Consider the following 13,644-nt stretch of genomic DNA (forward strand, 5'->3'; position numbering starts at 1 on the left):
TAAGGCAGCGGAAACTGTCGAGTGAGGGTGATTGCATACGTCCGGGGATACGCCCCGGACGCCCCTCATGTCAGGCATGTCGGTCATGATTCCAGCCTTCTACCCAATTTTCTGTACAAGAGTTTTTTCGTGGAAGCCATCCTGACGCACAAAGAATATGACGCCTGGACAGATCAGCTCAGGAGGAACCGATGACACTGAATCTTCCCGCCCTCACAGAAGCCTGGCGAAAAGTGGGCGTATTGGCCCCCGCCGCCATCACGCCCATTGAAAACGACGAGCAGCTCGTCCAGGCAACTGCCGACTTGAAAGATATCCTCTCGGAAATCGGCGAAGACCCCACACACCCGTTGGATAGTCTGGCCCGCTCGCTTATTGATCGCATCGTCGCCTACGAGGCTATCCATTACCCCATTCCCGATGTGGACGCTGCTACCGTCCTCAAAGTGTTTATGCAGGAACGCCACCTGACGCAGCAGCAACTCGCCAAAGCGGTGGGCATCAGCCAAAGCACCATCAGCCAACTGCTGGGGCGCAGGCGGGCGTTCACGCTGGAGCATGTGCGGAAGCTGGCCGGATACTTTGGGGTGAAGGCGGGGCTGTTTTTGCCAGACTGAGCCGTTTTCAGCCAGGATGGGCCGACAACCAGACCTGAGCCAGCGTGAGCGCCCCAAAAATCAGGAACATGATCACGGGCATCCAACGCCGGAGCCACATGCGGGTGCTTTCTTTCATCCTCAGTCCATTTTACAGCCAGACAAAGCGGCGGGCCAGGGAATGAAGCTCAAGGCTGGCGAGGCTGAACCGGACGGCCATCCGGCCCGCGTGGGGTGGGTGGCCCCAGCGAACTGCGAATGGCCCGCACCGTTTCTGGCAAGACCTGACCCGTATAGCAGCCCAGAGTGTACGGATATTCCCGGGTCAGGTGGTAGGCGTAGTCATAGCTTCGGCCATCTGCACTGACATTCTCGGCGCGTCCGTGGCAGACGTCCAGATCGGCGTTGGTGATCAGTTCTCCCTTTGCGTCACGCATCCCGAAAATGGGATAGCCGTCCAGCGCCCAGCCCACCAGCGAATTGCTCTCGGCTCCGGGCAGACACGGTGAACTGCTGTGGTAGTGATACTGGCCCTTCCCCTGCGGATGGCCGTTGCACAAGTCCTGAACCTCGTGGGCGGCAGCGTCCAGACCTGCATCGTCCAGCGCGTTATAAAAGGCCACGCCAGTAACTGAGAACCCGATCATGCCCAGGCCCAGGCAGCCCGGCTCGGCGGCCTTGCTGGGACGCAGCGGAATGCTGAAGGCTAGCGTCTGGGCGGTGATTGGGTTGGGGTTGGTGTCGTAGGCGTACACCGGATCGGTGCGGGCAATGGGAAAGAAGCCAGTGGCCTGCTGGACGGGCAGGCCGTTGCCCTGAACGCTGAGCAACTGGTCCGTGACCGACAGGGTCAGGGCGGCGTCCGGCCAGAGGACCTCGCCCTGAACATGCGGTTTTTCCAGCGGGTTCCAGGTGTCGCCGTGAAACCAGTCGCCAACGTGACGTGCGCCGCCCCCACGGAACTCGGTGACACACGAATACACATTGTCCGCCTGCGGATGGTCCGTCACCTGACCGTCTCCGACAGGCAGCTCGGCGGCAGAGGTGGGCTGGGTAGTCGCGGCGCCGTGGGCCTGGGCGCAGGACGCCAGGGCCGTCATCAGCGCCAGCAGAGTGGTCAGCCGTGACTTGCGTGGTGAGAACGTGTGCAGAGAGAACTTGTGCAGAGAGAGGGAACGCATAGTCAACACTCCAGGGTGATCGGGCTGCGTGGGAGAGAGGTGCTGCCCAAAACAAAGCTGCACAGAACAAAGACAGAAGAAAGCTAAAAAAGGGCCGCGCCCGCGAACGGCTGCTCGGAGCCTATGCAGGACGTATGCATATTGTGTTGCGGAATTGTGCAGAAATGAAGAACGGGGCCAACTGCGCCCATTCCTGCTCCCGGCGTATGCTCCGCACATGACCGACATATCGCGCCATCCCCCGGCTGTGGCACGGCTGCTGGTGGGCGCTGGCGTGGGCCTTGTGGCTGGCCTGCTGACTCCGTCCGTCTGGCCCTGGGAAGCACGGGTGCTGGTGGGCTGGGTGCTGTTCTGCGTGACTGTGCTGCTGTGGCTGAGGCTGGCGCTGTGGACCGCTTCCCCCGAACGCACACGGGCGCTGGCCCTGCGCGAGGACGATACGCGGGCGCTGGCGGGCGGCGTGACCCTGGTGGCCTCGCTGGTCAGTCTGGTGGGCGTGATCTTCGCGCTGCATCAGGCCGGGAGCGAGAAGGGGGTGGCGGCGGTGGCCCTGACCGTGCTGGCGGTGCTGACCGTCGCCGTCTCGTGGCTGCTGGTCCACGCCGAGTACACGCTGCACTACGCCCGCAAGTTCTACACCGATGGCGGCGGAGTGACCTTTCCAAAGGAGGACGGCGGCACGCTGGAGGACCCCGACTACCGCGACTTCGCCTACCTGTCGCTGACCATCGGCATGACCTTTCAGGTCAGTGACACCGACATCACCACGCGGGCCTTTCGCCGCCTATTGCTGGGCCACGCGCTGCTGTCGTACCTGTTCGGGGCGGTGATCGTGGCCGTGACCATAAACGGGGTGGCGGGGATTATCGGGTAGGCGTCACTCGCTGAAGAACGCAAAGAAAATCAGGGGCGGGACGACTGCCCACCGCCCCTGACCTTCTAGCTATTGATTACAACGAGGCCGTGCCCTCACCCTTCGCCTGGCCCCACGCCACCGGACCCTGATCGCCCTTGATCAGCAGCACGGGCACCGCCGCATGCTGCGCCACCGCCTGCGCCACGCTGCCCATCAGGGCGCGGCCCAGGCCGCTGCGTCCGTGGGTGGTCATCACGATCATCTGCGCGCCTTCCTCGCGGGCCACGTCCAGAATGGCGCGGGACACATGGCGGCCCTGGGCGCGCTCCACCATGATCCTGGCGTCCGGCACACGCTCGTGCAGGAGATTTTCCAGGCTCGCCTTCATTTCGTCCATGGTTTCGTTGGACGTGGGCATGGCGTAGGCGTATTCGCCGTAGGCGGCCACCAGCGGATCGGTCTGAATGCTCAGCACGATCAGTTCGGCCCCCAGCGCCTTGGCCAGTCCCTGCGCGTGGGAGAGGGCGTGCTGGCCCAGTTCGCTGCCATCGGTGGTCACGAGAATTCGGTTCATCGGTGTGCTGGTCATGGTGGTGCCTCCTGCTGCCCAGCCTCGGCCACGCCCATTACGGGGGCATTACCGCGCAGAACGCTGGGCCGGATAGAAAACACTGGGCCGTGCAGAAAAAGGCAGAAGAAGGCCGCACAGACGCTAGCCTGGGCCGCATGATCAAGCTGCTGTTCGTTGGGGATGTGTTCGGGCAACCGGGCCGCCGGATGCTGGGAAAGACCCTGCCAGACCTTCGCCGGGATGTGGATTTTGCCGTCGTCAATATGGAAAATGCTGCCGGGGGCTTCGGCATGCACCGCGAGGCCGCCGAGGGCGCACTGCGGGCCGGGGCCGACTGCATGACGCTGGGCAACCACGCCTGGCAGCACCGCGACATCAACAAATTGATGCAGGACCCGGAGAACTATCCCATCGTGCGCCCGCTGAATTACGCCGATCCAGCCACCCCCGGCGTCGGCTGGCGCACCTTCGAGGTCCAGACGGCAGGCGGACAGACCGAGCGCCTCACGGTGGTCAATCTGCTGGGGCGCGTGTTCATGGATCAGGTGTCCAATCCGTTCAGCGCCATAGACAGACTGCTGGAACGGGATGATCTGGGCAGTGTGTTCGTGGACTTTCACGCCGAGGCCAGCAGCGAGAAGGCAGGCATGGCGTGGCATCTGGACGGGCGGGTGGCCGCCGTGATCGGCACGCATACGCATGTGCCCACCGCCGACACGCGCATCCTGCCGCACGGGACTGCCTTTCAGACCGACGCCGGATTCACCGGCCCACACGACAGCATCATCGGTTCGGACCCGGCTGGCCCGGTGGCCCGCTTCGTCACCGAGCGCCCCCACCGGTACGCGGTGGCCGAGGGCCGCGCCGAGCTGAACGCCGTGTATGTCCAGATAGAGGCGGGGCGGGCGGTGGGCATAGAACGCTACCGTGCCGTGGAAGAAGGGGTGGAGGAAGACGGGTTATAGAGCTGTACGGGTTGCAGAGCTGTTCTGTCTTCCCGCTCTCAACTCCCCGTTGTCAGACCCCACCCCACCACCGGAGGACCACTATGGGCATCAAGAGTGACGTGAACTTACTGGGCCGCACGCTGGGCCACGTGTTGAAAGAGCAGGAAGGCGAGGCATTTTTTGACCTCGTGGAGCGCACGCGGGCGCTGGTCCGCGAGGTCCGGGCCGGGGGCGACGACACCGAACTGAGGCAGATGCTGGATGGTCTGTCCGGCGAGGACGCGGGACGGCTGGCGCGGGCCTTTACCTGGTATTTCCAACTGGTCAATCTGGCCGAGGAATACGAGCGGGTGCGCTCGCTGCGCGGCGGCGACGGTGTGCGCTCGCAGAGCCTGGAAAGTGCGCTGGCGGCCCTCAAGGAGCAGGGGCTGAGTGCCGCAGACGTGGAAGCCCTGATCGAGCGCGTCAACCTGGGCCTGACCTTCACCGCCCACCCCACCGAGATGCGCCGCCGCACCATCCGCCAGCATCTGGAGGCCGTGGCGCGCGATATTCCGCATCTGGACGACACCGAAGCGCAGGAACGGGTGGCCGCCCATGTGGAGGCGATGTGGTCCACGCCGGAGCTGCGGCACCTGAAACCCACCGTGCTGGACGAGGTCAAGGGCGGCCTGAACTACATCACCGCGATTGCCGGGGCGCTGCCCGAGTTGCAACGTGATCTGGGCCGCGCGTTCGTGAACGTGTACGGACAGGAGTCGGACGCCCGAATCCCGCTGAGTTTCTCTTCGTGGATGGGCGGGGACCGCGACGGCAACCCCTTCGTAACGCCGCAGGCCACCCGCGAGACGCTGGAAGTCCACCGTCAGCGGGCGCAGGAGCTATTGCTGACCGAGTTGAAGCGCACCTACGCCAACCTGTCCCAGGAAGACGGCGATCCGGCGCAGGAAGCGGGCGTTGAGCCGTACCGCGCCGAACTGCGTGCCATGCACAACGCGGTGCGCGACGGCGAGAAGATTGAGCTGCTGTCCCGCCTGGAAGCGCTGGACATTCGCCTGCGCGAGGACGGGCAGCACCGCACCGCCGATCAGTTGCTCACGCCTTTGCTGACGCTGGTGCGTGTCTTTGGGCAGCATCTGGTCAGTCTGGACGTTCGTGAACACTCCGGGCAGACCGGGGCGGCAGTGGCGGAACTGCTGAAACAGGCCGGGGTGGAGGCGGATTATCTGGCCCTTTCGGAAGAGGAACGGCAAAAGCTCCTGACCACCGAACTGCGCTCGCGCCGCCCGCTGTGGCCTGCCGGGGAAGCGCTGACCGACGAACTGGAAACCGTGATCGGTCCCATCCGCGAGGTGCAGGGCGCGATTGCCCAGAGCGGGCCGCGCGCTTTCGGACGCTACATCATCAGCATGGCCGAGAGCGTCAGTGACGTGCTGGAGCCGCTGCTGCTGGCCCGCGAGGTGGGGTTGCGCGTGCTGACCGTGCCGCTGTTCGAGACGCTGGACGACCTGCAACGCGCCCCGCAGGTCATGACCGATCTGCTGGCCCTGCCCGAATACCGCGCGATTCTGGGCGAGGACGTGCAGGAAATCATGCTGGGGTATTCCGACAGCAACAAGGACGCCGGATTCCTGGCTGCCAACTGGGCGCTGCACGAGGCCCAGCGGCAGATCAGCGACGTGTGCCGGGCGGCGAGGGTACGCTGGCGTTTCTTTCACGGGCGCGGCACCAGCATCGGGCGCGGCGGCGGACCCGCTTCACGCGCGATCCTGGGGCAGCCTGCCGGAACCATCGACGCCGGGCTGCGGATCACCGAACAGGGCGAGGCGCTGGCCGACAAGTACAGCCACCCGGTTCTGGCGCGGCGCAATCTGGAACAGGCGCTGTACGGGCTGCTGCTGTCTGCCGCGCGCCCGGCGGATTCGCTGAAACCCGAATGGACGGCGGCGATGGACACGGCTGCCGCTGCCAGTGCCACGGCTTACCGCGCGCTGGTGCATGACGACGGCTTCCTGCCCTTCTTCGAGGCCGCCACGCCCATCCACGAAATCGCCCGTCTGAACATCGCCTCGCGCCCCGTTCGCCGCCCCGGTGCGCCCACGCTGACCAACCTGCGCGCCATCCCGTGGGTGATGAGCTGGACGCAGATACGCAGCAACCTCCCCGGCTGGTACGGCCTGCGGGAGGGATTGCAGAGCATCGGGCCAGACGCGGCGCGGGAGATGTACGCGGCGTGGCCGTTCTTCCGCACGGTGATCGACAACGCGCAGATGAGCCTGGCGAAGAGTGACCCGCTGATCTTCGAGGAATACCTGCGCCTGCTGGGGCCGCACCCGCTGGCCGACGCCCTTCAGGCCGCCTACCGCGAGACCGTGGAACTGGTGGAGGCCGTGGTGGGCGCGGAGTTGCTGGACAATGAACCTCGCCTGCGCGAAAGCATCAGCCTGCGCAACCCATACATCGATCCGATCCACCGCATTCAGGTGGAACTGCTGCGCCGCGCCCGCGCCGAGGAAGGCGGCCTGGACACCTTCGAGCGCCCGCTGATGCTGAGCTTGCAGGGGATCGCGGCGGGGGTGCGGAACACGGGGTAAGGGGCTTGCGCCCCGTCTAAAGATCTAAAAGTCAAACGGTCTGACCGCAAAAAGGAATGCCTATTTTCTTTTCTGCGGCTGGACCGTTTGACCTGTCATTCCTCCCCTTCCTCGAACTGCGCCATGCGCTGCCGCTCACGGTTGACGCGCAATTGCACCACGTCGGGGCGGGCGTAATGGCCTGCCACGTCGAAGTTCTGGCGCTCCTCGCGGACGTGGGAATGACGTAATTCCACGGTGAACAGCCCCTCCGTTTCGGCCACTGGCTCCAGCAGCCAGGAACCGTCGGGGGCGGCGGCGGCAGTTCCACCGTTGGCAAAGAACGGTCTGCCCGCATCCAGCATTTCCTGGCGCAGTGGGAAGTTGTCGGGGATATCCGAGGGGCGCAGCAGGCCCGATACCGACAGCACATACGAGCGGCTTTCCAGCGCGATAAAACGGGTGATGTCGGGGGTATTGTGCATGCCGCCGGGCCACACCGCCACATGCACGTTCTCGCCCTGGGCGTAGAGAGAGGAGCGCAGCAGCGGCACCCAGTTCTCGTAGCAGTTCAGGCCGCCCACCCGGAACGGGCCGCAGTCATGGACGCGCAGGCCGTGGCCGTCGCCCGCACCCCAGACCAGACGTTCCTCGTAGGTGGGCTGGGTCTTGCGGTGAACGCTGGCAACCCTGCCGCGCTGGTCTATGTAGACGAGGGTGCAGTACAGGCTGTGACCTCCACGGTCTGGCGCACGCTCCATCACGCCCAGATAAATGGCGAGCGTGTGTTCGGCAGCCAGGGCGCACACGGTGTCCAGATCGCCACGCTCGATCACCACGCCCTGATCCAGATAATGGGCGTACATCTTCTTCTGGGCCGGGCTGTTGAAGCGTGCGCCGTCCGTCAGTTCTACCCAGAACGGATAGCCCGGCACCAGCGCCTCACCGAAGACCACCAGTTTGCAGCCCTGCCCGGCAGCCTCCTGCACGTAGCCCGCGACTTTTTCCAGGGTGCGGACGCGGTCCAGCCACACCGGGGCCATCTGGACCAGACCGACTTTCAGGATGTCCGTGTTCGCAGGCTCAGTCATCGGGTGAGGTTAGCGCTTCCGACCTGAACTTCCGCTGCCCACACGTCCTACGGCGTCTTGCGGCGGCGAATCAGGGGGCAATCTGTGCCATTCCCCGTTCCCGGTTAATACAGGGCTTCAGCGGGTCTGGAACGGGTCATACGGCCTCCGATTGAATCGTTTGCAAAAACGATAAAATCCGAGCGGGACTCGCAGAGCTGCGCCAGCAGAGGAAGAGCGTCCTCCTGGGGAGGAGTAGCCCCATACGGGTGCTATCTCACGACGACAGTCTGTTCATGACGAGAGCGAGAAGGAGAAGGACGGGTTCCGCTCATGGCCGCGCCATAGGCCCCAGCTTCTCCGGTAGAGAGGAGTTCGCCACGCCTGGGACGGGGCAGTGACATATCGCGAACCAGCAAGTCGCCACTTTCGCAGGCGGGGCCAGCGATGTCCCACGCCTGAACATCCGAACCGGCCCACATCGCCGCTCTTTTCCCTGGCGTGGGCAGCCAGAAAGCAAGATGGAACCCGCCTCCTCCCCACCCGGATTTGTGCCTCAACTCCCGACGCAGCGCCCTCCGGCGTGACATGCTGCGGCCAATGGTTGTCCTTCCTGTCCGCTTCGAGCGCAGTCCGCGCCTCCATCCCATGCTCAGTGAGGACACCTTTGCCGTGGGCACGCAGGTGGTCGTGCAGGGCAAGCGTGGGCCGGAGGTGGCCACCGTGCGCGGCGAGCCGGGGCAGGCCAAGAGCAACGAGCGCTACGGCGCGGTGCTGCGCGCGGCCACCCCCGAAGACCTGGCCCGCTGGGACGAGCTGCACCGCACCGGCAACGACCTGAAATGGCTGCTGCGGGCGCGGGCGCGTGAGCGCGGGCTGGCGGTCAAGCTGGTGGCGGTGGAATTCACGCTGGACGAGAGTCTGGTCACCGTCAGCTACAGCGCCGACGAGCGCATCGAACTGACGGGGCTGATCGGTGAGGTCCGCGCGCAGACCAGTGCCCGTGTTAACTTCGCCGCCATCGGCCCGCGCGAGCAGGCGCAGATGATCGGCGCGCTGGGCGCGTGTGGGCGTGAGAACTGCTCATCCACCCACCTTCAGGATTTTGCCCCGGTCAGCATCCGCATGGCGCGCGATCAGCAGTTGCCGCTGAACCCGGAAAAGCTGTCTGGGCCGTGCGGGCGCTTGCTGTGCTGCCTGCAATTCGAACACAGCCAGTACCAGGATCTGCTGCGCGATCTGCCGCGCAAGAACGCCAAGGTCTGCCATACGGGCAGCGGCGCGTGCGGCAAGGTGACCAAACTGCATCCGTTGACCGGAACCGTGGACGTGTACAGCGATCAGGGCATGCTGCTGGGCGTTCCGGCAGGCGAACTGCGCCGCGCCTCCGAGAACGAGGGCAAGGGCGGGGCGGGCAAACGCGGGGCCGACGCCTCGGAGTGACGCAGTGGGAACTTTCGCCCTCAATTCCTGATGGGTGGGCCGTGAAAACTTCTCGCCGAATCTGAAACTTTCTGCCCCGCTCCTGTAGTCGGCAGTCTGGAAGGTTCCTTGTCAATTGCGTTTGGGACGCCTCTTGTAGCCCCTCCCACTTTAAGGAGAAGGTGAAGAGGGGACGAGACCCCCTCCCAGCACGGCTTAACGGCCAATAATCAAAAAACCAACCGAAAAACCGTCCGGACTATTGCCTGAGCAGATGTCATAAAAAGACCATTTTATGACCGAGTGAAACGAGAAACATTTGCCGAGCAGGATGAAGAATGGAATCACTGGAAGTCTCTTTTTCCAGTGACGTAATTCGGAAACCCGCTCTATGGCGCAAGAATATTCAGAGTCAGGGTAAGAGACGCGCCGTAGTTGCCACCGCGCACCCGCTGACCTGGCGGGAGTTCCAGCGTTGGCGCGATGTCAAAGTTGCTGGAAGTGAAGTTGACGAGTGTGCGTTCAAACTGCACACTTCCGCCCTCACCATCACCCCAGGGTTGGAGTCCCAGAGGACCAGGCAGCGAGATACGGTACGACAAACGATCAGGGCCGCTGCTCAGAGAACGCAGGCCGTCTCCAGTAAAGTCACCCAGGGACAGGCTGAGGCCGATGTCGTCTGGAGTCGGAGAACTGCACGCCAGTGTTGCCACGGTTGGACTGTAAATCAGCGGCTGAGGCGCAGTCCAGTAGTACGGCGGCAGCGTCACATCGTTGGTGGACAGGGTGCAACTTACTGCCCCAGACACGCCACACACGCCAAGCAGCGCAGCAGCAACCAGAGACCTCTTCAGGGTGTACATGTCAAGTCCTTTGCCGCGTCACTGAGCAAGATTGTGCAGCGGCGTTTGCCGTCTTCACTCAGCAGCAGTGCCGTTAGCTCGCCGACGGGCGGCAACAGGATCAGTCCGTCCTCATCAGCATAAAATTGCTGTCCACCTGGGAGTATTAACGTACTGTAGGCTGCTTTTTCACCGTTCTCCCAGCGAACTGTCGCGAAGCGCGAACGAATAAAATTGCTGCTCCAATCGTAAACCGAGACGCCACCTTGGTCCAGACGCAGATTCAGACTGATCTGACGATAACTGATCTCAATCGGCAGCTTTTCCTCGTTGATACGAAGTTCAAGCGGCGTTTGCAGATTCAGGCCTGGCAGGATCAGGTCGCCTGCCGCGTTGGTTTGGCCCCGGTTCACGCCATTAAGCAGGATAGACACCCCGCCGAGACCTGTCCTGAGGAGCAGGGACGCGCTGCCCGTTTGAGAGGTGGCGTTGATGATCTGGCTGCCCACCGTCACCAAGCTCCCGGAGAGCTGACCTGCCAGGATACCAGTGGTACTGGCCGAGACGCTGCCCCGCACGGCGCGGTTGAAGCTGTAGGCCGCCGCCAGTTCATTGGGCGAGTTATAACGCAGGTTCAGGCGGTCTGGCCCAATATTGCGCGTGTAGTCCAACGTGGCGTTGGAGTCAGGCACGGCACCTGCTGTCTGGGGAGTACTCAGGGCCGCCGAGGCACTCAAGCTGCTCATATTGTCCAGTCGATAACTGCCCTGCACGACAAAGCGGGTCCGTCCGGCACTGTTGACTTCGCCAGAGACCGAGGCGCTGAGGCCCTCGCTTTGCCACTGTAAGGTGGCCTGTCCGGCGAGGTTACCCGTTAGGCGGTATTCGGCCTTGCCGAGCAGCGCAAATTGCGGACTCAGCCTCCAGCGTCCATCCAGACCGAGGGCGCTTTGCTCGCTGTATTGCTGGCCATCACCGCCCTGGCGGTAGATACCGTATAGCCCCAACTGGCCCCCACCCTGTACCAGGCCGTAACGGGCGGTATAAAGACTCTGAAGAGGTGAGTCACCGTCTTTGGTGAGGTCGGCGCTGAGGCTGGCGGTCTGGCGAAGCTGGTCGGCATTCAGGTCTACTGGGATGTAATACGCCGCTGCATTGATGTGACCACGCCCACCCCTCAGATCAGCGGCCACCTGGGCTGTGATTTGCGGCGTGATAAGCACATTGCCGTTGAGGGCCAGTGCCACGCTACCCTGTCGCCAGCCAGCCTGCCCGCTGAGGCTGAAGCTGCCGGGTTGATTCAGGCCCACCAAGCTATAGGGAAAGCGCCGGGACTGACGCTGTCCAGCAGCTCCAATTCGAACTTCCACGCTCCCCTGAAGCGCCTGCGGTTGCAAGCCCTGGAGGGTCAGACGGCCCGCTGGCGCAGTAAAAGACTGCACGGTGCGGCCATCTAACAGCACTTCAATGTCGCTATCGGTGGGCAATTCCAGGGAGAGCGGGGGCAATTCCGCTGGGCGCAGACGGGCATAACTGGCTTGCACGCCAAATGCAGTGGGCTGACCAGTAAGGCCGCCAGTATTGCCAAAGATGCCAGCACTCAGATACGGCGCAAATTGCCAACTGGCGCGGGCATTGAGTTGCTGGTTCAGACTTGAATTATCTGACTCACCGGGCGAGTTGCGGAACACCTCCTGATAACCTAACTGGACGCTCAGCGGCCCCCGCAGATACTGGGCCAGCAACTCGCCCCGTTGATTGAACTGAGCAGTCCTGACGTCGCCATCGACAGTCAGGTTGTAGTCCAGTTGCCACTGCCCCAGCTCGCTGGCAGAGAAAAGTGGATCGGCTGCCGGGCGGTACAGTGAGTTGCCCAGCAGGCCAAAGCTGGGGTCAAGATTGAGGGTCAGGTTAAGCCGGTCCAACTGGCGCGTCACCTCGGGGCGCAGGAGGACGTAGCGTTCACCTTCACAGTCCTGTGCTGCGCCGCCGTAGTTACGCTCCGAGACCGTCAGGCTGCCCAGTGGCAGCCACAATTGCTGCGAGGGCGTCAGGTAAACCACCTGCACCCCCCGGTCCGTGCCACCGATTGTCAGTTGCACCAGCAAGCTCTCGCCCAGAGAGCAGGTGGCCGGGTCAGGGGCTGCGCCGATGGGTGCGGTCAGAGGAGCCTCGGCCTGGGCCAGCGCTGCCGATCCCACGACAGGCAGAAGACTGCCGCCCAGACCCAGGGTCAAGGTCAGGCAGGCACTTTTGCGACGCCACGAGGACATTTGAAATCGCGGCGTCATCAGGGGGCATTCAGGGTCAGTTGCTGGACGCCCCGGTTCTGGCTGAATGTCAGGCCCACCGACGCCGTACTGGGCGCGACATTATTGATCGAAAAACGCAGCGAGCCGCCGCCCAGCAGGTTAAAAGACGGCACCTTGACGTTCTGTCCACCCACGTTCAGTTCCACATCAGTCAGGGTGGTGTAGCGGTTGCCGCTATTGGTCGCCACGACTGCCAGACCGTCACTGCTGCGTTCCAGGGCAAAACCCAGCTTGGATGTGGCCTCTGCCGCGTACATCATCAGTGGCAGGCTGAGACGGTAAAGCGTGGTGATCTTGACCGAACCCTCCGGCCCGTCTGGGGTTTTGGGAGGCAATTCCTGAATGAAGATCCGGTAGGCCTGTTCGTTATCGTTTTTGGCCGCGCCGCGCCGCGCGAACCGGATGGTCTGTGCTTGGCCGGGCATCAGGGTAAATCCGCTGGGATTGACGATCAGGTCGCGGGTCGGGCCGTACTGGTCCTCGCCGCTTTGTGTCCACCGGTTGAGTTCAACCGTGAAGCTGGCCGTTTGATCCGACACGTTTCGCACGATCAGCGAACTGGCCTGCTGGTTGCCCACAAACTTGAGCGAGGTGGGCGCGAACGACAGCGATGTGGCCGCCTGAGCCAGCGGTGCAGCCAGCGCCAGCGCACTCAGGCCAATCAGGCAACGTTTCAGGACAGAGCGGGTGGTAGCGCGTATGACCAACATGACGTCTCCTCAAAAATGAAGTGTTTTGCGAAGTATTTTGAAAACGAAGTCAGCAGCGTGACGGGAGCAGTGTAGGATTGTTTTGCGAGAATGTGCCACAGAACCCGGCTGATCGCGGAGTTGAGCAGGCCGTCCTGGGCAGCATTCAGAAAAGAAAAGCCGCCGATGATCAGGCGGCTTTCTTATTGAATAAAGTCAACAGTAAAGAATTCGGTAGAAGGCTGGAATCATGACCGACATGGGTTCTTCATGACCACGGTGCTGAGCAGGCGCAGCACGCTCCACACCGTGTCCGTGATCCCGATGGCCATTGCTGGCGTCCGTTGCGCATATTGACGACGCCCCACCGGTTCATTCAACTTGACTCGCAGGCTCCGGTTCACCCGACAGAAGTTATAGATCCCATTGACCAGATCACTGACCGTCTGACGGACGTGGGGAAGCCTCGCAAACGCGAGGCTTCTGCGGACTTGGTGCGGATTCATACGCCGGGCCGTCCCGTTGTGCCGTTCCACTGCCGAGGTGTTGGGGGTTTTGTATCCGAGAAAGGCCAGCTCCTGATTG

12 protein-coding genes and 1 pseudogene are annotated in these 13,644 nt (G+C 63.2%); 5 read left to right on the forward strand and 8 right to left on the reverse strand.

The window, feature by feature from the left end:
* Positions 1-191 precede the first annotated feature (191 nt).
* Positions 192-617, forward strand: a complete 426-nt coding sequence (locus BOO71_RS16450; protein ID WP_075834145.1) for a helix-turn-helix domain-containing protein — start codon at positions 192-194, stop codon at positions 615-617.
* A 167-nt stretch (positions 618-784) separates the two neighbouring features.
* On the opposite strand, the gene BOO71_RS16455 is transcribed toward BOO71_RS16450, so the two are convergent.
* Positions 785-1,777 carry a YHYH protein gene (locus BOO71_RS16455; RefSeq protein ID WP_075834147.1) on the reverse strand — a complete coding sequence of 331 codons (993 nt, stop codon included), beginning with the start codon at positions 1,775-1,777 and terminating at the stop codon, positions 785-787.
* Between the two features lie 217 nt (positions 1,778-1,994).
* On the opposite strand from BOO71_RS16455, the gene BOO71_RS16460 reads away from it, so the two are divergent.
* A complete protein-coding gene (locus BOO71_RS16460) occupies positions 1,995-2,651 on the forward strand; it encodes a DUF1345 domain-containing protein (protein ID WP_075834149.1) in 657 nt (218 codons plus the stop codon).
* Between the two features lie 76 nt (positions 2,652-2,727).
* Here the strand turns inward: BOO71_RS16460 and BOO71_RS16465 are convergent, their stop codons facing one another.
* Positions 2,728-3,222, reverse strand: a complete 495-nt coding sequence (locus BOO71_RS16465) for a universal stress protein (RefSeq protein ID WP_254843192.1) — start codon at positions 3,220-3,222, stop codon at positions 2,728-2,730.
* 137 nt (positions 3,223-3,359) lie between these two features.
* Here BOO71_RS16465 and BOO71_RS16470 point away from each other — a divergent pair, with 137 nt between their 5' ends.
* Positions 3,360-4,169 (forward strand): TIGR00282 family metallophosphoesterase, encoded by an 810-nt coding sequence (locus BOO71_RS16470; RefSeq protein ID WP_075834167.1) that lies wholly within the window; start codon positions 3,360-3,362, stop codon positions 4,167-4,169.
* An 83-nt stretch (positions 4,170-4,252) separates the two neighbouring features.
* A complete protein-coding gene (locus BOO71_RS16475; protein ID WP_075834151.1) occupies positions 4,253-6,745 on the forward strand; it encodes a phosphoenolpyruvate carboxylase in 2,493 nt (830 codons plus the stop codon).
* Between the two features lie 95 nt (positions 6,746-6,840).
* On the opposite strand, the gene BOO71_RS16480 is transcribed toward BOO71_RS16475, so the two are convergent.
* Together BOO71_RS16480 and BOO71_RS29200 are read right to left on the reverse strand one after the other, a co-directional pair.
* Positions 6,841-7,815 (reverse strand): carbon-nitrogen hydrolase family protein, encoded by a 975-nt coding sequence (locus BOO71_RS16480; RefSeq protein WP_075834153.1) that lies wholly within the window; start codon positions 7,813-7,815, stop codon positions 6,841-6,843.
* Between the two features lie 251 nt (positions 7,816-8,066).
* Complete coding sequence (locus BOO71_RS29200; protein ID WP_083653526.1) at positions 8,067-8,444, reverse strand: hypothetical protein; 378 nt, start codon at positions 8,442-8,444, stop codon at positions 8,067-8,069.
* On the opposite strand from BOO71_RS29200, the gene BOO71_RS16490 reads away from it, so the two are divergent.
* Entirely contained in the window at positions 8,395-9,237 is an 843-nt protein-coding gene (locus BOO71_RS16490) for a PSP1 domain-containing protein (RefSeq protein WP_075834157.1), read from the forward strand. The two genes, BOO71_RS29200 and BOO71_RS16490, sit on opposite strands and share 50 nt — an antisense overlap.
* A gap of 368 nt (positions 9,238-9,605) precedes the next feature.
* Here the strand turns inward: BOO71_RS16490 and BOO71_RS16495 are convergent, their stop codons facing one another.
* The 4 genes and pseudogenes from BOO71_RS16495 to BOO71_RS16510 form a co-directional block, all read right to left on the reverse strand.
* Positions 9,606-10,079: a spore coat protein U domain-containing protein gene (locus BOO71_RS16495; RefSeq protein WP_075834159.1), complete on the reverse strand. Its 474-nt coding sequence runs from the start codon at positions 10,077-10,079 to the stop codon at positions 9,606-9,608.
* Entirely contained in the window at positions 10,067-12,331 is a 2,265-nt protein-coding gene (locus BOO71_RS16500; protein WP_139322978.1) for a hypothetical protein, read from the reverse strand. Before BOO71_RS16500 ends, BOO71_RS16495 begins: the two co-directional genes overlap by 13 nt.
* A gap of 17 nt (positions 12,332-12,348) precedes the next feature.
* Positions 12,349-13,080, reverse strand: coding sequence for a fimbrial biogenesis chaperone (locus BOO71_RS16505; RefSeq protein ID WP_075834163.1), 732 nt, complete (start codon positions 13,078-13,080; stop codon positions 12,349-12,351).
* A 227-nt stretch (positions 13,081-13,307) separates the two neighbouring features.
* Positions 13,308-13,644 (reverse strand): annotated as a pseudogene (locus BOO71_RS16510) (IS1 family transposase); the annotation flags it as partial.

The organism is Deinococcus marmoris, from assembly GCF_001949125.1.
Taxonomy (GTDB): domain Bacteria; phylum Deinococcota; class Deinococci; order Deinococcales; family Deinococcaceae; genus Deinococcus; species Deinococcus marmoris_A.

Excerpts from the sequence above, each read along its gene's own strand:
- BOO71_RS16450 (WP_075834145.1), top strand. The coding sequence starts at position 192 with ATGACACTGAATCTTCCCGCCCTCACAGAAGCCTGGCGAAAAGTGGGC.
- BOO71_RS16455 (WP_075834147.1), bottom strand. The coding sequence starts at position 1,777 with ATGCGTTCCCTCTCTCTGCACAAGTTCTCTCTGCACACGTTCTCACCA.
- BOO71_RS16460 (WP_075834149.1), top strand. The coding sequence starts at position 1,995 with ATGACCGACATATCGCGCCATCCCCCGGCTGTGGCACGGCTGCTGGTG.
- BOO71_RS16465 (WP_254843192.1), bottom strand. The coding sequence starts at position 3,222 with ATGACCAGCACACCGATGAACCGAATTCTCGTGACCACCGATGGCAGC.
- BOO71_RS16470 (WP_075834167.1), top strand. The coding sequence starts at position 3,360 with ATGATCAAGCTGCTGTTCGTTGGGGATGTGTTCGGGCAACCGGGCCGC.
- BOO71_RS16475 (WP_075834151.1), top strand. The coding sequence starts at position 4,253 with ATGGGCATCAAGAGTGACGTGAACTTACTGGGCCGCACGCTGGGCCAC.
- BOO71_RS16480 (WP_075834153.1), bottom strand. The coding sequence starts at position 7,815 with ATGACTGAGCCTGCGAACACGGACATCCTGAAAGTCGGTCTGGTCCAG.
- BOO71_RS16490 (WP_075834157.1), top strand. The coding sequence starts at position 8,395 with ATGGTTGTCCTTCCTGTCCGCTTCGAGCGCAGTCCGCGCCTCCATCCC.
- BOO71_RS29200 (WP_083653526.1), bottom strand. The coding sequence starts at position 8,444 with ATGGGATGGAGGCGCGGACTGCGCTCGAAGCGGACAGGAAGGACAACC.
- BOO71_RS16495 (WP_075834159.1), bottom strand. The coding sequence starts at position 10,079 with ATGTACACCCTGAAGAGGTCTCTGGTTGCTGCTGCGCTGCTTGGCGTG.
- BOO71_RS16500 (WP_139322978.1), bottom strand. The coding sequence starts at position 12,331 with ATGTCCTCGTGGCGTCGCAAAAGTGCCTGCCTGACCTTGACCCTGGGT.
- BOO71_RS16505 (WP_075834163.1), bottom strand. The coding sequence starts at position 13,080 with ATGTTGGTCATACGCGCTACCACCCGCTCTGTCCTGAAACGTTGCCTG.